Source organism: Arabiibacter massiliensis (assembly GCF_902386925.1).
GTDB classification, from domain to species: domain Bacteria; phylum Actinomycetota; class Coriobacteriia; order Coriobacteriales; family Eggerthellaceae; genus Arabiibacter; species Arabiibacter massiliensis.
Genome location: NZ_LR698996.1, coordinates 2,563,387 through 2,580,462 on the forward strand (window position 1 = coordinate 2,563,387; position 17,076 = coordinate 2,580,462).

Consider the following 17,076-nt stretch of genomic DNA (forward strand, 5'->3'; position numbering starts at 1 on the left):
GTGCAACGTGAGATCCGGCCGCCGGGGCGGGCTCCCCGGCGGCCCTTGCAGGGCTTACGGCAGCGGAATCTCTATGTCGCCGATGGTTACGGAGGCCACCTCGTCGAGGTTCAGGAACTCGTCGAACATGCAGTTCTTGTGGCAGGCGGTGGCGCTTTCGTCTGCGTTCCAGCCGCCTCCCGAGTTCGAGGCGTCGATGGTGGTGCCGTCTTTCAGGTTGATGGCGATGGGGAACTCCAAGAAGCGGTCCTGTTGCGCGCTGTTATGTTCCGATAGGCGTCCGTTCTCCTGCTTTTCCCAGTTCACAGGCTCGTGCACCGTGTACTTGAGCGTGAGGGCGAGCGGCGAGAGGCTGGCCGAGTCGAGCGTGGCCTCCATGCCGTTCATCTCGAAGCTCTGGCCGGCGGGAAGGGCAACGGAGGTGTCCTCGTAGTCCACGGTGAACTTCATGTCCCACGTGCCCTCGGCGATGACCTGCCGCTCGCTGCCGCCGACGTAGCGGCAGAGATCCTTGAAATGCACGCGGGCCGTGCGTCCGATGATGCTGTCGCCCAAGGAGGTGACCGACATCTGCTCCACGTACTGGATGGCGTTGTCGGCGGGGTCCGCGTCGTAGAAGTGGCTGCTGCCGCCAGCCGATGTCACGCCGTCCACATGCACGCTGGCGGCGTCTGCGAACCCCAGGAGCAGCACGCCGGTTTCCAGCTCCTCCACGCCCTCGAACGGCGTGCCGTCGTCCTTGGCCACGCTGAACACGATGGCGTAGTTCGCCTTGTCGCCGACGATGGCCTCGGCGGTGATGGTCACGCCGCCCGACGTGGCGCTCGCACCCAGGGGCCGGCCGATCTTATCCACGACCTCCGTCTGCGCCGGCGGCCCGCCGAACAGGTCGTCGAACACGTTTCCCACGCCCATGAGCGCGCCCGTTGCATACGCGCCGCCGCCCACGCCCACGACGAGCACCGCAGCTGCGGCCGCGACCGCCGCGAAGCGCCAGCGACGCTTGCCTCCGCGCACGGCACGCACCTCGGGGGCAGTGCGCGGATCCGTCTGCTCCTGCGCCGCCGCCAGGTTGGCCGCCATGCGCGCCTTCGTCTCGGGGGAGAACCTCAGGGCGTCCATCGTGTTGTTATAGTCCCTGTTCACAACAGGCTCCTTCCAACGTCGTGCGGAGCTTTCCGCGCCCGCGGCTCAGGTGGGCCGCCACGGCGGCCTCGCTGCGCCCGGTGAGCTCGGCGATCTCGCGCACGGAGTATCCTTCGTAATAGTGCAGGTAGATGGCCTCGCGGTACTTCCGCGGCAGCGCCATCACCTCGTCGAGCACCGGCGACTCGGGCGGCTCGGGGGCGGCCACGTCGGGCGCGGCCTCGAGCGGAACCGAGGTGCGCCGCCTGCTGCTGCGCAGCACGTCCTTGCAGGCGTTCGCCGTGGCGCGGATCACCCACGCCTTCTCGTGCGCCGGCGAGTCGAAGGCCGCCTCGCGCTGCAACAGCTTGAGCAGCACCGTCTGGCAGATGTCCTCGGCGTCGTATGTGGACTTCAGGTAGGTGAAGCTCAGGCGCAGGATGAGGTCGGCGTACGCCTCCACCAGCCGCCTGGCCTCGTCCTCGTTTCGCTCTCTCGTGTCCTTGTGCATGGGTGCCCTTCTGCTTGTCCGGTCGGCAACGTTGCTTCACTTCCAATACGAATCAGGAGGGGGATTCCTGACAAACGGGTCGTCTTAATGCCATATTAACGCTCGCGGGGGCCGTCTTAATGTCGCGCTCATGCGCTTCTTCCTATTCTGGATGCGAGGCAAGTGCGTAATCGAAAGAAAGGAAGACGATGGGAATCGTAACCGGAATCGTGGGAGGATTGAGCGTGATCGTCGCGCTCTATCTGTTCTCCGTGCTCCTTCGGGGAGGTGATGAGCGATGATGGACGAACTCCTTGAATACGGCATCTACCTGGCGCTGCTGGTGGCGCTCGCCATCCCGCTGTCCGCGTATATCAACAAGGTGATGGCGGGCGGCAAGATCGCCGGGCTCTCGCGCGTGCTCGTGCCCGTCGAGAACGTGGTCTACCGCTGCATCCGCGTGGACAAGTCCGAGGACATGGGCTGGAAGAAGTACCTGGCCAGCGCACTTGCGTTCTCCGCCATCTGCCTGGTGGGCCTGTTCGCCATCCTCATGCTGCAGGGCGCGCTGCCGTTCAATCCCGAGGGCATCGACGGCATGAGCTGGGACCTCGCCTTCAACACGGCCATCAGCTTCGTCACCAACACGAACTGGCAGGCCTACAGCGGCGAGAGCGCGCTCAGCTACTTCTCGCAGGCCATCGGCCTCACGGTGCAGAACTTCGTGACGCCCGCCGTGGGCCTGGCCGTGCTGTTCGCGCTGTTCCGCGGCCTGGTGAGCGAGGGCCATCTGGGCCTGGGCAACTTCTTCGTGGACGTGACGCGCGCCACGCTGTTCGTGTTGCTGCCGCTGTCGCTGGTGGTGGCCATCGTCGACGTGCAGCAGGGCTCCCCGCAGAACCTGAGCGACTACGAGACGGTGCAGCTGCTCGAGCCGGTAGGCGTGGACGAAGAGGGCACCATCGTGGACGCCGACGACCCGGCGGCCGTCGAGACGATCGACCAGGCCACGGTGCCCATGGGCCCGCAGGCCAGCCAGGTTGCCATCAAGCAGCTCGGCACGAACGGCGGCGGCTACAACGGCGTGAACTCGGCCAGCGCGCTTGAGAACCCCACGCCGCTCACCAACCTCATCCAGTGCCTGTCGCTGCTGCTCATCCCCGTGGCCTGCGTGTTCAGCTTCGGGCGCTTCGTGGCCGACCGCCGCCAGGGACGCGCCGTGTTCGCGGCTATGTTCATCCTGCTTCTAGGGGCGCTGGTGACCATCGCCGTGTTCGAGCAGATGGGTACGCCGCAGCTTGCGGCCGACGGCCAGGTGTACATGGGCTTGGACGGCCAGTCCGGCGGCAACATGGAGGGCAAGGAGACGCGCTTCGGCGTCACCGACTCAACGCTCTGGGCCGCGTTCACCACCGCCGCCTCCAACGGCTCGGTGAATGCCATGCACGATAGCTTCACGCCGCTCGGCGGCATGGTGCCCATCATCCTGATGGCGCTTGGCGAAGTGGTGTTCGGCGGCGTGGGCTGCGGTCTGTACGGCATGCTCGGCTTCGTGATTCTCACGGTGTTCATCGCAGGCCTCATGGTGGGCCGCACGCCTGAGTACCTGGGCAAGAAGATAGGCCCCAAGGAGATGCGCATGGCGGTGGTGCTCTGCATCACCACGCCGCTGCTCATCCTGGTGGGCGCATGCGTGATGAGCCTCGACCCGGCCACGGTGGACAGCCTGAACAACCCGGGCGCCCACGGCTTCTCCGAGGTGCTTTACGCTGCCACGTCGGCCGGCGGCAACAACGGATCGGCCTTCGCCGGCTTCAACGCCAACACGCCCATGATCAACGTGGTGCTGGGACTCGAGATGCTCGCGAACCGCTTCGTGCCTATCGCGGCGACGCTCGTGCTGGCCGGCAGCCTGTGCACGCGGCCTAAGGTGGCCGTGAGCGCCGGCACGCTGTCCACGTCCAACGCCCTGTTCGTGTTCCTGCTGGTCTTGATGGTGCTGCTCATCGGAGCGCTCACGATGTTCCCGGCCCTTGCACTGGGCCCGGTCGCCGAGCATCTGATGATGGCGCTGTAGAAAGGCGGGTGAGAGAAAGATGACGACGACTGCTATGAAAAACACGGCTCTAAGCTCGCTCGCGAAGCGCGCGGTGCTCGACGCGTTCGCGAAGCTCAGCCCCCGCGAGCAGGCGAAGAACCCCGTCATGCTGATGGTGTTCCTCTCGGCGGCGCTCACGCTGATCCTGTTCGTGCTGTCGCTGTTCGGCATCGCCGACGCGCAGCCCGGCTTCATACTGGCCATCTCCATCGTGCTGTGGCTCACGGTGCTGTTCGCGAACTTCGCGGAGGCGCTCGCCGAGGGCCGCGGCAAGGCGCAGGCCGACAGCCTGCGCGCCGCCAAGCGCGATGTGGAGGCCCACAAGCTCAACGAGGGGCTGGTGGCCAAGGGGTCCCGCTCCGACGACCCGGCGGAGTTCTTCCGCATCCAGGCGGAGGAGATGAACTCGGCGCTCCTCAAGAAGCGCGACCTGTTCTTCGTGGCGGCCGGCGAGCAGATTCCCGCCGACGGCGAGATCGTGATGGGCGCGGCCTCGGTGGACGAGAGCGCCATCACCGGCGAGTCCGCCCCGGTCATCCGCGAGGCGGGCGGCGATCGCTCGGCCGTTACCGGCGGTACCACGGTGCTCTCCGACTGGCTGGTGGTGCGCGTCACGGCCGACGCGGGCCACAGCTTCCTCGACCAGATGATCGCCATGGTGGAGTCGGCGGCGCGCAAGAAGACGCCCAACGAGATCGCGCTCGAGATACTGCTGGTGGCGCTCACCATCGTGTTCCTCATCGTGTCGGTGTCGCTGTTCGCGTTCAGCGGCTTCGGGGCCGGGCAGGCGGGCATAAGCAATCCCACCACCATCACCTCGCTCGTGGCGCTGTTCGTGTGCCTGGCGCCCACCACCATCGGCGCCTTGCTCTCCGCCATCGGCATCGCCGGCATGAGCCGCCTCAACCAGGCGAACGTGCTGGCCATGAGCGGCCGCGCCGTGGAGGCGGCGGGTGACGTGGACGTGCTTCTGCTCGACAAGACGGGGACCATCACGCTCGGCAACCGCCAGGCGGCCGAGTTCATCCCGGTGGACGGCGCCGACGAGCGCGAGGTGGCCGACGCGGCGCAGCTGGCGAGCCTTACCGACGAGACGCCCGAGGGCCGCAGCGTCGTTGTGCTGGCCAAGGAGCGCTTCAACATCCGCGCCCGCGAGCTTTCGGGTGCCGGCATGGTGTCGATCCCGTTCACAGCGCAGACGCGCATGAGCGGCGTGGACTTCGAGGGCCACGAGATCCGGAAGGGGGCGGCCGATGCCGTCAAGGATTATGTGGAGTCGCACGGCGGCACGTACAGCGCTCAGTGCGCCAGCGTCGTTGAGGATGTCTCCCGCGCAGGCGGCACTCCGCTGCTTGTTGCTCGCGATCATCGTATTCTGGGCGTCATCTATCTGAAGGACATCGTCAAGCAGGGCATCAAGGAGAACTTCGCCGACCTGCGCACGATGGGCATCAAGACGGTCATGATCACGGGCGACAACCCCATGACGGCCGCCGCCATCGCCGCCGAAGCGGGCGTGGACGACTTCATCGCCGAGGCGACGCCCGAAACGAAGCTCGCGGCCATCCGTCAGTACCAGGCCGAAGGGCACATGGTGGCCATGACGGGCGACGGCACCAACGACGCCCCGGCGCTCGCGCAGGCCGACGTGGCCGTGGCCATGAACAGCGGCACCCAGGCGGCCAAGGAGGCCGGCAACATGGTGGACCTCGATTCGAGCCCCACCAAGCTCATCGACATCGTGCGCATCGGCAAGCAGCTGCTCATGACGCGCGGCAGCCTGACCACGTTCTCCATCGCGAACGACCTGGCCAAGTATTTCGCCATCGTGCCCGCGCTGTTCGTGCCGCTCTACCCGGCTCTCGAGGCGCTCAACATCATGCGCCTCACGAGCCCGACGACGGCCATCATGTCGGCGATCATCTACAACGCGGTCATCATCGTGGCGCTCATACCGCTCGCGCTCAAGGGCGTGAAGTACCGCGAGGCCACGTCGCAGAGCCTGCTCTCGCGCAACCTGCTGGTGTACGGCCTGGGCGGCATCGTCCTGCCCTTCGTGGCCATCAAGCTGTTCGACATGGGCCTGACGGCGCTCGGCGTGGCGTAAACGGCTCCGAAGAAAGGAAGCATCATTATGAAGCAAGCGAAGACGTGGGTGAGCGCGGGGCTGTTTTTCCTCGTGACCACGGTGCTGTGCGGCGTGCTGTATACCGCGGTGGTCACCGGCATCGCGCAGCTCTTCTTCCCCCACCAGGCCAACGGCTCCATCATCGAGGTCGATGGCACAAAGTACGGAAGCGAGCTGGTGGCCCAGCAGTTCACCGACGAGAAGCACATGTGGGGCCGCCTGATGAGCCCGAGCACCGGCACGTTCACGGACGACGAGGGCAACGACGTGCTGTGGTACGGCCCGTCCAACCTGAGCCCCGCTGGCGAGGACTTCGAGGCCGCGGTGCAGGAGCGCATCGATCAGATCCGCGAGGCCCATCCTGAGAAGGGCGACCGCGCCATCCCGAGCGACCTCGTGACGAACTCCGGCAGCGGCTTCGACCCGCACATCTCGCCGGCGGCCGCCGAGTACCAGGTGGCGCGTCTGGCGAAGAACACGGGCAAGAGCGAGGCCGAGATCCGCGAGATCATCGAGAAGTGCACCGAGCGGCCGCAGTTCGGCATCTTGGGCGACGCGCGCGTGAACGTGCTCAAGGTGAACCTCATGCTGGATGGCATCCTGTAGCAGGCTCCGCACCTTTGGAGCTCCGTCCAGGACGACGGAGCTCCATGCTATGATGGCGGCGGTATGAAAGGACGGGTATGACCGATACTGCGGGCGAATTCGAGGCCAGGCGCGACCCCGACGCCATCCTCAAGCAGATCGAGGAGGCCGAGGCAGCCGAAGGCGACACGCGCGGCAAGCTCAAGGTGTTCTTCGGGTATGCGGCGGGCGTCGGCAAGACGTACGCCATGCTCGAGGAAGCCCACGCCGTGCTCGAAAAGGGCTTCGACGTGGTGGTGGGCTACATCGAGCCGCACACGCGCGCCGACACCATGGCCCTCGTGGAGGGCCTCGAGCAGATACCGCCCCTCGAAGTGAAGCATCGCGGCATCGTGCTGCGCGAGTTCGACCTCGACGCCGTGCTCGAACGGCGCCCCCAGATCGTGCTCGTGGACGAATTCGCCCACAGCAACGCCCCCAGCAGCCGCCATCGCAAGCGCTACCAGGACGTGGAGGAGCTGCTGCGCGCGGGCATCAACGTGTTCACCACCGTCAACGTGCAGCACCTCGAGGGTCTCAACGACAAGATCGCCGCCATCACGCACGTCACGGTGGCCGAGCGCATTCCCGACCGCGTGTTCGACGAGGCGGCGTCGGTGGAGCTCGTGGACATCGAGCCCGACGACCTCATCGAGCGGCTCGAGGCGGGCAAGATCTACCTGCCCGACCGCGCCCGCACGGCGCTCGGCAACTTCTTCTCGCAGAAGAACCTGGCGGCGCTGCGCGAGATCGCCCTGCGCCGCATGGCCGACCGGCTCACGCGCCGCGCCGAGAGCACCTCGGCCGGCAGGCGCGTGGAGGCGGGCGAGGACGTGCTTGTGTACGTGACCCACGACCCCGGCAACGTGAAGGCCGTGCGTGCGGCCGCCAACATGGCCGAGTCCTACCACGGCACGTTCACGGCCGTGGTGGTGGAGTCATCCCAGAGCAAGCGCTTCGACAACGCGCAGCGCGGGCGGCTGCGCGCCAACATCGACCTGGCCGAGGAGCTGGGCGCGCACGTGGTAACGCTGTTCGGCGACGACATCGCGCAGCAGATCGCGCAGTACGCCGAGACGGCGGGCGTCACCCACATCGTCGTGGGCAACGCCACGGGCCTGCGCACCCTCGCGCTCGGCCGGGAGGGCCTGGTGAACCGCCTTGTGCGGCTCGTGCACGGAGCGGTGGTGGACGTGGTTCCCACCAAGGATCTGCCGGCACAGTACGGACGCTTGCGCGAGGCCCAGGGGCTGCATCCCACGATGGGCGACGTGTGGAAGGCGCTCGCGGCCGCGGCCATCGCCACCGCCGTGGGCATGGTCATCTACGAGCTGGGGCTTTCCGGCTCGGTGATCCTCGTGCTGTACCTGATCGTGGCGCTGCTCATCGCCACGCGCGCCGACGGGTTCTTCTACGCCGTGGTGGTGGCGCTCGCCAGCACGGTGGCGTACAACTTCTTCTTCACCGTGCCGCGCTTCACGTTCAACGCCTACGGCATAAACTACCCGTTCATCTTCGGCTTCCTGCTTGTGGGGACGCTGGTGGCCTCGTCGCTCGCCGTGCGCATGAAGCGCCAGGCCGAGGCCACGGCGCGGCGCGCCTACCGCATGGAGGTGCTGCTGGAGTCCAGCCGCAAGCTGCAGGGCGCGAAGGATGTGGACGCGTGCTTCCGCCTGACGGCCGAGCAGATCATCAAGCTGCTGAACCGCCCCGTGGTGATGTACCGGCTCGACGACGCGGGGCGGCTTCTGACTCCCGAGGTGCACGACGCGCCCGGCACCGAGGGCGGCGACGCGTCGTCGGCCGCGCTTGTGTCGCCGTCGGAGGCGGCCGTGGCGGCCTGGGTGGCGTCGAACAACGAGCGGGCCGGCGCCACCACCGACACGCTCGTCGATGCGCGCTGCCTGTACCTGCCCATCCGCTCGAAAGGCGCGGTGTTCGGCGTGGCGGGCATCGTGATGGACGAGGGGGAGGACGACGACTTCGGCGCGTTCGAGAAGAACCTCCTGCTCATGATCATCGACGAGTGCGGGCAGACCTCCGAGCAGATCGCCTTCGCCGACGAGCGCCGCCGCATGGAGCTGCGCGTGGAGAAGGAGACGCTGCGCTCGAACCTGCTGCGCACCATCTCGCACGATTTGCGCACGCCGCTCACCAGCATCTCGGGCGACGCCGACATGCTGCTGCACAGCGAGGAGGCGCTCGAACCCGACCTGCGGCGACGCATGTACCGCGACATCCACGACGACGCGCGCTGGCTCATCACGCTCGTGGAGAACCTGCTGTCCATCACGCGCATCGACAACGGCACCATGCAGCTGGCCGTGCAGCCCGAGCTGGTTGCCGACATCGTGCACGAGGCGCTGCAGCATGTCGACCGCCGGGCCGCGACGCGCCAGGTGGTCGTGGAGTTGGAGGACGAGCTGCTCATGGTGAACGTGGACGCGCGCCTGATCGTGCAGGTGGTCATCAACCTCGTGAACAACGCGATCGCCTACACGCCGTCCGAGGGGCGCATCGGCGTGACGGCCCGCCGGGCGGGCACGGCGCTCGACCCGCTCGTGCGCATCGCGGTGACCGACGAGGGCCCCGGAGTTTCGGAGGAGGACCGCGGGCATTTGTTCGACATGTTCTACAATGGCTCCACCGGCAAGCCCGGCGGGAAGAGCGGCGACTTCAAGCGCGGCATGGGCCTGGGCCTGTCGCTGTGCCGTTCCATCGTGGAAGTGCACGGCGGCTCGATTGGCGCACGCAACGTGGATCCGCACGGCAGCGAGTTCTGGTTCACGCTGCCCGCCGTGGAGGTTGTCGACGTGGTGGGCGAGGCGATGAAGAAGGAGTCCTGTGGCTGAGGGATACCGGATACTCGTGGTTGAAGACGACGCGGCGGTGCGCCGCCTGGTCACGACGACGCTCGGCGTGCACGGCTACGCGGTGCGCGAGGCGAAGTCGGTGGCCCAGGCGCTGCTCGAGCTGTCGTCGCAGCCGCCCGACCTGGCCATCCTCGATCTCGGTCTGCCTGACGGCGACGGCGTGGACGTCATTCGCACGCTGCGCGAGTGGTCGTCGCTACCGGTGATCGTGCTGTCCGCGCGCCTGGAGGACGCCGACAAGGTGGCCGCGCTCGACGCCGGCGCCGACGACTACCTGGTGAAGCCGTTTTCCGTGGAGGAGCTGCTCGCGCGCGTGCGCGTGGCCCTGCGGCGGTTGGAGCGCGAGCGCGCGATGCAGGGCGGTCCCGAGGAGGCCGTCTACGAGAACGGCGAGCTGCGCATCGACTACGCCGCCAGCTGCGTGACGCGCGGCGGCGAGGAAGTGCACCTCACGCCTTCGGAGTACAAGCTGCTCTGCCTGCTCGCACGCAACACCGGCAAGGTGCTCACGCACAACTACCTGCTCAAGGAGGTGTGGGGCAGCGCGCTCGCGTCCGACCGCTCGTCGCTGCGCGTGTTCATGGCGACGCTCCGCAAGAAGATCGAGCCCGATCCCGCCAACCCCCTCTACATCCAAACCCACGTCGGCGTCGGCTACCGCATGATGAGGGTGGAGTAGCCAAGCCCCTGCCTTCCCTGCCAAGCGATTTTGCCGAATTGCCGGCAAAATTTGCTATGCCTCGCCGTGATCATCAGGGAGAATATCGAATAGCAACCCCGCCGCACCGAGATGTTTCACGTGAAACATTCATTCGATCAGACGGGCGTTTCAAGATGCGCGCGATTAGGAGGAAGCCTATGCTGGGCGAGAAGCTTGTGAAGCTGCGGAAGAAGCAGGGGATGAGCCAGCAACAGGTGGCGGCGGCGCTCGGCGTGACGCGCCAGACGGTGTCCAACTGGGAGTGCGACCAGGGAGCGCCGGCGTTCGACAAGGCGAGCGCGTTGGCGCGTTTGTACGGCGTGAGTCTGGACGACCTCGTTGCCGACGAAGTGGAGGTGGTGGCGCTTGAGGATGCCTCGTCCGACGACGACGGTTCGCACGATCTGCATGTGCTGAAGCGCCTGGAGGGGAAGGAGTGCCGCATCTGCTACCGCACCTCCTACGACGTGGTTGATATGCTGAAATCCACTTCGATGCCCGAAAAGGCGCGCGTGTTGAGCGTCAGTGACGACTGGCTTCGCGTCGAGCACGAGCTGGGTATCGGATCCCCGTGGTCGAAGAAGGAGACGGCGGTGCGCCTCATCGATGTCAGCCTCATCGACAGCATGCTGCTCTGGCCGGACGAGGACGAAGGCCCGGGTGCGTCGTCGCGCGAGGAGGCGGTCTCATGATAGAGCTCCTTTTGGTCATCGTCATCATCCAGCTTGGCTTCGTGCTGAGCAGGCTGCCCAAGAAGAACGCGCCTTCCGGGGAGAGCCTTTCCGAGCGCTACGACCGCGAGCGCGTGAAGAACGCCGCCCTTGTCGCATCCCAATTGCGCGACCTGCGCCTCCGGGCGTGCTCGTTCACCCTTTGGGAGCCGGGGCGCATCTTCGCCGAAGCGGGGTCGCCGACCGCAGACGGCCGCGGTATCGTCATCGATTCGGATGACGTGTGGGTGCTCATCGAGAGCCCGGCCCCGTTCGGTGCCAAGGGTGCGACGCAGCGCCTGTTCCGCATCGAAGACATCAAGTCCGTTGCCGAGATCATCGGATGACCGCGCCCGCCGGATCCTCTTGCAAGAGAGATCCGGCGGGCTGAGGCTCTACTCAGTCAGCCAATGCGCGGCGCGCGCCGAGCGCGAGAAGTGGATGTCGTGCAGCGTGATCAACTCGCCGTCGAACGCATACAGCACCGTATAGGGTGCGGAACGGTACTCGAAAGTGAATCGACGTTGCGCAACTCCTGTGCGTGGATAAGCTTCGGGGAACATGCGCACCGTGGCAAGCGCGGCCAGCAAGCTCGCTTTCAGGCCCTCGTCCGGGTCGTCCACCTCGGCAAAGTACAGCCGCTGAGAAATGCGTCGGACGTTGACGGAAAAGCGCGGAGAAGCGACTACTGGGAACATGGCCGCCCCCACTCCTCGCGAGGGTACTCGCGCTTGAGGCGCTCGATCTCCTCATGGGCCTGCTCGAATACCTCGTCGAGCGTGTACGTGATCCCCGTGCGCTCGATCTCAGCCTCGGAGGCGTCCACGACGGCGTTGCACCAGGCGTCGTAGGCGCGCTGCTCGTCGATCGACATGCCGAGGGAGGTCAGAAACGGATCCGGCTGGAACTCTGCCATGTTCTCACCTCCTTCAACGGCGACGATGCGGGTGTGCTCGTACGTGACGTATGCCATACATCCTCCTACCTTTGGGCACAATCCATCGCGGGCGTGCCCGTTCGTTCCCTGGTTTCGAGGATCTTGCAAGCGTTGCGTCAGGCAGAAGGGGAACGCCTTCGCCTCTTCGGACTGCGCATGATGCGCAGCGCTTGCACTGGCTCGTTTCAACAAAACTATAGTAACACACGAACATATGTATGTAAATGGACATTTTTGACGTGCAAGAAAATCATGGCATGACCAGCCCAAGGAGCCCTGATTTACAAACTCACACTATATAAGTAAACAAATTGGCAAAGTAACCTTGCCAATTTATAGAAAATTGGCAAGGTTACTTTGCCAATTTGTGATACTCTGTAAAGAACATCAGACCCGTTTGCTTAGGTGGCGCCTATGAATGAGATCATCCTTCAGACGCTTCGCGATTTCTCTCTCGACGATTACCGCCCCATCTACCGGCGCGACCTTGATCTGGGAGCTCCTCTGCAGCCGCGAGCGGGCAACCTGGTGAAAGTGGTCGCGGGTATGCGGCGATGCGGCAAGAGCTACCGCCTGCTCCAGGAGATGGGCGCCCTCCTGCGAAGCGGCGTGTCCCCCGACCGTATGTGCTACTTCAATTTCGAAGACGAGCGCCTCTCCCCGGTGACCCCTCGGACGGGCGACGAGGTGATGGAAACATTTTATTACCTTCATCCCGACGCGCTCGAACAAGGTGCCTACTTCTTCTTCGACGAAATGCAAGAGATGGCGGGCTGGGGAGCTTGGCTCCGTCGGATAGTGGATACCCGTAAAGCGACTCTGTACGTCAGCGGTTCTTCCTCGAAGATGCTCTCGTCGGAGATCGCCACGGAATTTCGAGGTCGCGCGCTCGATTTCGAACTGCTGCCTTACTCGTTCCGCGAGATCTGCCGTATCGAGGGCTTGCTGGACGACGACTCCGAACGGGGGGTGTTCACCTCCGCGCAGCACGCCCGCTTCGAGCGGCTCTTCTCCTCCTATCTGGAGCGAGGAGGTTTCCCGGCGGCTCAAGGCGTCTCTTCGCCTCAAGCGATCATGCTGCTGCAATCCTATGTGCAGCGGGTGGTTCTGCGCGACGTCGTGGAGCGCCACGATCTGAAACGACCTCGCGTCGCGACCTTGTTCGCGCAGCGCGCCCTCAGCTCCAACGGAAGGCAGTTTTCCGTAAGGAAGACCGAAGGCGACTTTCGGTCTGCGGGCGTGACGACGAGCCGCGAGCTTTTGAGCGACTTGCTCGAGTACTTCGAGGAGGCTTACCTTCTTTTCTTGATGAAGGAGCGTGCGTTCTCCCTTGCCGAGAGCAGCACGACTTCGCCCAAGGTGTACGCGATCGATCCCGGATTGGCTCTCGCCAATGCCCGTGCAAACACGAACGATGCCGGTCAACGACTTGAAAATGCGGTGTACCTCGAACTTCGTCGAAGAACGATAGGGCTTCGCCGGGAGGGCATCGCGTCGCTTCGGACGAAAGAACATGGCTACGAAGTCGATTTCGTGGTCGGCGACGTGCTGGACGGAGATGCGAGCTGCCTCTGGCAAGTGGCAACACGCGTCGACGACCCGAAGACACTCGATCGCGAGCTTAGAGCTTTGTGGGAGGCGATGGGCGAGCAAGGGCTCGAGCAGGCGACGCTCATCGTCGGGCAAGGAGAGAAGACGACTTACAAACGGGAAGGGAGGCGTGTAGAGCAGGTACCCGCGTGGCAGTGGTTCCTTCAATAATCGGCCGCGCCCGGTTATTCCGGTTTCCTCGCCACGTGCACGGCGGCGATGCCGCCGGTGTAGTTTTTCCAGGTCACATCCTCGAAGCCGGCCTTCTCCATCATGGCGGCCAGACCCTGCTGGTCGGGGAACGCCCTGATCGAGCGCGCCAGGTACACGAACCCCTCGCGGTCGCCCGTGATGAGCCCGCCCCAGAACGGGATGAGGTGCTTCAAATAGAACCCGTACAGCGCACGCCACATGGCGTTCGGCGGCGTGCTGAATTCCAGGCACACGAGCGAGCCGCCGGGCTTGAGCACGCGGAACATCTCGGCGAGCGCCCGGTCGCGCTCGGGCATGTTGCGGATGCCGTAGGCCATGGTGATCGCGTCGTAGCTGGCGTCCTCGTAGGGGATGTCCTGCGCGTCCACCACCTCGAAGTCCACCGGCACCCCGCCCGCCTTGCCCTCGGCGTAGTGCATGCGCGCCACGTCGAGCATCTCGTCCACCAGATCGGTGCACTGGATGTGGGCCGGCCGCTTCGCGCGCGCCACGGTGAACGTCACGTCGCCCGTGCCCCCCGCGATGTCGAGCACGTCGTCGTCCGGGCCGATGGGGGCCTGGCGCATCATGCCGGCGAGCCACGCCTTGTACGCGCCGAAGCTCGAAACGGCGTTGAACCGCTCGTATTTCTTCGCGATGGCCGAGAAGATTTCTTTCACGCGCGCGGACGAGAGGTCCGCAGGCGCTTCCTTGCCGGTGGCGGTGTCGATGCTCACAGGTGGCACTCCATCAGGTAAACGTGGCTTCGGTTTCGTGAAGCCCCAGTATAGCGCGACGCCTCGAGAAGTCGGTCACTATCTCGCAGGTTCTCCGCAGATGGTCGGCCCGCTGCGGCACCGCGAACCGCATGCGTGCTCTCCTATTCTTACCCATTTGCTAATGAGGAGGCGGGGGCTGCGGGGCGAGTGCGTGGAGAACGCGAGTTCGTGGCAGAAATCGACGGAAATCTGCGTTTATCGGAAGGGGATTGCGTGGGCAATGAAAAAGTCCTCGCCGGTGAACAGGGGAAATGCGAAAGCAGGGTTCGCTCCAACAACGAGCCGTGCTTCCGTTGCCGTTAAAAAGGCGGATTTCCGCCGAAACCTGCCACGAAACCGGAATTCTCGTGCGCTGCGCCGAACAGGGGATTGCTGCGCAGCGCCGACGCGTTCCTTACTCCGCCTTCCTATCGCGCAGCTCTCCCAGCTTGCGGGCCTCACGGGCGCCCTTGGCGCCGCCGGCTCCTTGCAGGCCGCCGGCGTCGCGCGGCACGGTGCGCGCCACCTCTCCGCGCGCTAGAGCCTCGGCGCGCTCGCGCTCCTCGGCCATCATCTGCTCGAGCAGCGGGTCGCGCTCGACGGTGCGCGCGGCCTCGGCGCGGATGGCGGCGTAGCGCCCGGCCTCCACACCCGTACCCGCGCGTCCGGCCTCGAGCTGGGCGTTCGCGGCGTCGAAAGCCTCGTTCGTGTTCGCCTCCGAGAATCCGGGGGCCACCACGCTGCCGAATGCGGCCACCTGCGCGCCGCTCTCGTCGGCGAGCGCCCGCCCGTCGCCCATGCCGTCCACGGCCATGCCTTTGAACGTGCAGTTGGGCGTGCCGTCGGCGTTCCAGGCGGGGGAGAGCTCGCCGGTAGTCTGGTCCGGATACTCGAAGTCGCTCGCGGCGGGTCGCCACTTGCCGGTCAGCTTCGCCAGCGCGTTGGCCGGCTCGTTGGCCAGCCACAGCTTCGCCAGGTGTTTCGCATGCGTCGGCTTCACGTCGAAGGCCCAGTTCAGCTCCGACTTTTCGGCCACGGTGTTCTCGGAGAGCCGCTCGAACTCGGCTTTCAGCGCCCCCAGGCGCGCATCGATGCGGCCGGTACCGTTGTACAGCACGTCGTCCAGGCGGTTCATCTGCTCGCGCGCCTCGCGGATGCGCTTGTCGGTGGCGGCTGCCATCCCCGCGTCCAGGATGCCGTGCTCGCCCTTGATGCGGTTCACGTCCAGCGCCGCGTCGTAGGTGGCGTCCACCATCTCGTCCACGCTCATGTAGTCGCTCTCGTAGTTCATGATGTGCTTCCACGAGGGCAGGATCATGCGCTCGCGGTGCTCCTCGAACGTGCGGGCGCGCAGCTTGTAGCCGTACTTCTCCGGGTTGTCGAACGCGATGGACCCCACGTCCAGAAACGGCGCCATCGGCGAGGTCAGCACCACGAGCCGCGGGTCGTACCCGACGCGCTCGTAGAGATGCTGCACGTAGGCGCCTGTCTCGCGCACGCTCGCGGCGGTCTGCTGCGGGATGCCGGTCATGAAGTATAGGTCGAACCGCTCGCAGTTGGGGTGGCTCAGCGCGTCGACGATGGTCTCCTCAAGCTCGGCCATCTTGTAGTGGCCCTTGCCGAAGGCCTTGCGCACGTCGTCATCGTGGCTCTCGGCCGAGATCTCCACCGACCAGTTGCCCAGGTTGTCGTCGAGCAGCTGGTAGAACTCGTCGCCCCCCGGCGGCGGGCCGAAGAACTCGAAGCCGATAGGGTTGTGCACCTTGCCCTTGAGCCCGGTGATGAACTCGTGCGTGTACTCCTCGCCCGCCTGCAGAAAGTCGTTCAGCACGAAGATGGGCCCCCACACGTGGTTCTGCACGTTCTCGATGTCGCGGATCAGAAGCTTCGGGTCGCGCCACGCCACGCGCCGGCGGCCGAAGTGGTTCTTGAACGCGTAGGCGCTGCCGCCGCAGGTGGCGCAGTTGCGCGCGCAGCCGCGGCAGGTGAGGCTGGCCGTCACGGGGTAGGAGAGCCAGCCCTTCATGGGCAGGTAGCTGGTCATGTCGTGGTGGCGCAGCACGCCCTTCATGGGGTAGGCGTAGTCGAGCGAGATGGCGTCCATGTCGTCGGGCACCCAGCTCAAGGGGTTGATGCGGACGGCCCCCGAGGCGTCCTTCCACGTGAGGTTCGGGATGTCCGACAGATCGCCCACCGGCGTGTGCGTGCGCGCCGCGCGCGACACGCGATCGATGAGCATGCGCATGGGCTCCTCGGTGGAGTCGCCGCGGAACACGTAGTCGACGCAGTCGTAGGCGATGAGGTCCTCGTGGAAGATGCTCGCCGACAGCCCGCCGAACGACACCGGCACGTGCGGGTGCAGGCGCTTCAAAATCTTCGCCACCTCGATGGAGCCGTGGCAGTGCGGCATCCAGTGCAGATCGATGCCGAACATGTGCGAGTCGAGCGCGGCCAGGTTCCGCTCCACGTCGAAGTTCTTCTTGTGCAGCATCATCGACGCCAGGTTGTAGATGCGCGCGCGCAGCCCGTGGCGCTCGAGGTACTCGCAGAGCGTCGTGAGCCCGAGCGGGTACATCTCGAAGATGGGCGTGGAGGGCACCATGTCGGACACGGGCCCGTACATGATGGAGCGCTCGCGGAAGTCGTACGTGGCGGGCGCGTGGATGTATGTCATGTCAAGCGTTTGCATAGGCCGAAGTATAGCGCTGCTTTCCGCGATGCCCCGCCCGAATTCCCGCCGCCCGGTTTTTCCACAGCTTCGTCCGTGCGTTTCGCGCGCTGCTCCCCGCGCCAGTTCGTCAGCGCCCCCACCGATTGCCCTCTGTGTCTTTGGAGGAGAGGCGGCCGGGAA

Annotated in this window: 14 protein-coding genes; 8 read left to right on the forward strand and 6 right to left on the reverse strand. The window is 65.6% G+C overall.

Annotated features, from left to right (window positions below; all coding sequences use genetic code 11):
• Window positions 1-54: 54 nt before the first annotated feature.
• Window positions 55-1,146: a DUF4179 domain-containing protein gene (locus FX134_RS10875; protein WP_143412186.1), complete on the reverse strand. Its 1,092-nt coding sequence runs from the start codon at window positions 1,144-1,146 to the stop codon at window positions 55-57.
• Window positions 1,130-1,636 carry an RNA polymerase sigma factor gene (locus FX134_RS10880; protein WP_080801662.1) on the reverse strand — a complete coding sequence of 169 codons (507 nt, stop codon included), beginning with the start codon at window positions 1,634-1,636 and terminating at the stop codon, window positions 1,130-1,132. Before FX134_RS10880 ends, FX134_RS10875 begins: the two co-directional genes overlap by 17 nt.
• Before the next feature lie 277 nt (window positions 1,637-1,913).
• Here FX134_RS10880 and kdpA point away from each other — a divergent pair, with 277 nt between their 5' ends.
• From kdpA to FX134_RS10915, 7 genes are all read left to right on the forward strand, one after another.
• Window positions 1,914-3,692 (forward strand): potassium-transporting ATPase subunit KdpA, encoded by a 1,779-nt coding sequence (kdpA, locus tag FX134_RS10885; protein ID WP_080801668.1) that lies wholly within the window; start codon window positions 1,914-1,916, stop codon window positions 3,690-3,692.
• Between the two features lie 19 nt (window positions 3,693-3,711).
• Window positions 3,712-5,820 carry a potassium-transporting ATPase subunit KdpB gene (gene kdpB, locus FX134_RS10890; protein ID WP_080801671.1) on the forward strand — a complete coding sequence of 703 codons (2,109 nt, stop codon included), beginning with the start codon at window positions 3,712-3,714 and terminating at the stop codon, window positions 5,818-5,820.
• 27 nt (window positions 5,821-5,847) lie between these two features.
• Window positions 5,848-6,447, forward strand: coding sequence for a potassium-transporting ATPase subunit KdpC (gene kdpC / locus FX134_RS10895; protein ID WP_080801674.1), 600 nt, complete (start codon window positions 5,848-5,850; stop codon window positions 6,445-6,447).
• 77 nt (window positions 6,448-6,524) lie between these two features.
• Window positions 6,525-9,317 carry a sensor histidine kinase gene (locus FX134_RS10900; RefSeq protein WP_080801677.1) on the forward strand — a complete coding sequence of 931 codons (2,793 nt, stop codon included), beginning with the start codon at window positions 6,525-6,527 and terminating at the stop codon, window positions 9,315-9,317.
• Window positions 9,310-10,017, forward strand: coding sequence for a response regulator (locus tag FX134_RS10905; RefSeq protein ID WP_080801680.1), 708 nt, complete (start codon window positions 9,310-9,312; stop codon window positions 10,015-10,017). Before FX134_RS10900 ends, FX134_RS10905 begins: the two co-directional genes overlap by 8 nt.
• 179 nt (window positions 10,018-10,196) lie before the next feature.
• Window positions 10,197-10,730: a helix-turn-helix transcriptional regulator gene (locus FX134_RS10910; RefSeq protein ID WP_080801683.1), complete on the forward strand. Its 534-nt coding sequence runs from the start codon at window positions 10,197-10,199 to the stop codon at window positions 10,728-10,730.
• Window positions 10,727-11,095, forward strand: coding sequence for a hypothetical protein (locus FX134_RS10915; RefSeq protein ID WP_080801686.1), 369 nt, complete (start codon window positions 10,727-10,729; stop codon window positions 11,093-11,095). The genes FX134_RS10910 and FX134_RS10915 overlap by 4 nt, the downstream gene beginning before the upstream one ends.
• 48 nt (window positions 11,096-11,143) lie before the next feature.
• Here FX134_RS10915 and FX134_RS10920 read toward each other — a convergent pair whose 3' ends face one another.
• A complete protein-coding gene (locus FX134_RS10920; RefSeq protein ID WP_080801689.1) occupies window positions 11,144-11,446 on the reverse strand; it encodes a DNA-directed RNA polymerase subunit beta in 303 nt (100 codons plus the stop codon).
• The gene (locus tag FX134_RS10925) at window positions 11,434-11,721 is read right to left on the reverse strand and encodes a GMP synthase (protein WP_232050925.1); all 288 of its coding nucleotides are present in this window, start codon (window positions 11,719-11,721) and stop codon (window positions 11,434-11,436) included. The genes FX134_RS10920 and FX134_RS10925 overlap by 13 nt, the downstream gene beginning before the upstream one ends.
• Before the next feature lie 378 nt (window positions 11,722-12,099).
• Between FX134_RS10925 and FX134_RS10930 the strand changes: the two genes are divergently transcribed.
• Complete coding sequence (locus FX134_RS10930; protein ID WP_080801692.1) at window positions 12,100-13,446, forward strand: ATP-binding protein; 1,347 nt, start codon at window positions 12,100-12,102, stop codon at window positions 13,444-13,446.
• A gap of 14 nt (window positions 13,447-13,460) precedes the next feature.
• Here the strand turns inward: FX134_RS10930 and FX134_RS10935 are convergent, their stop codons facing one another.
• Window positions 13,461-14,204, reverse strand: a complete 744-nt coding sequence (locus FX134_RS10935) for a class I SAM-dependent methyltransferase (RefSeq protein WP_080801694.1) — start codon at window positions 14,202-14,204, stop codon at window positions 13,461-13,463.
• A gap of 436 nt (window positions 14,205-14,640) precedes the next feature.
• The gene (locus FX134_RS10940; RefSeq protein WP_172623460.1) at window positions 14,641-16,899 is read right to left on the reverse strand and encodes a TIGR04190 family B12-binding domain/radical SAM domain protein; all 2,259 of its coding nucleotides are present in this window, start codon (window positions 16,897-16,899) and stop codon (window positions 14,641-14,643) included.
• Between the last annotated feature and the right edge of the window lie 177 nt (window positions 16,900-17,076).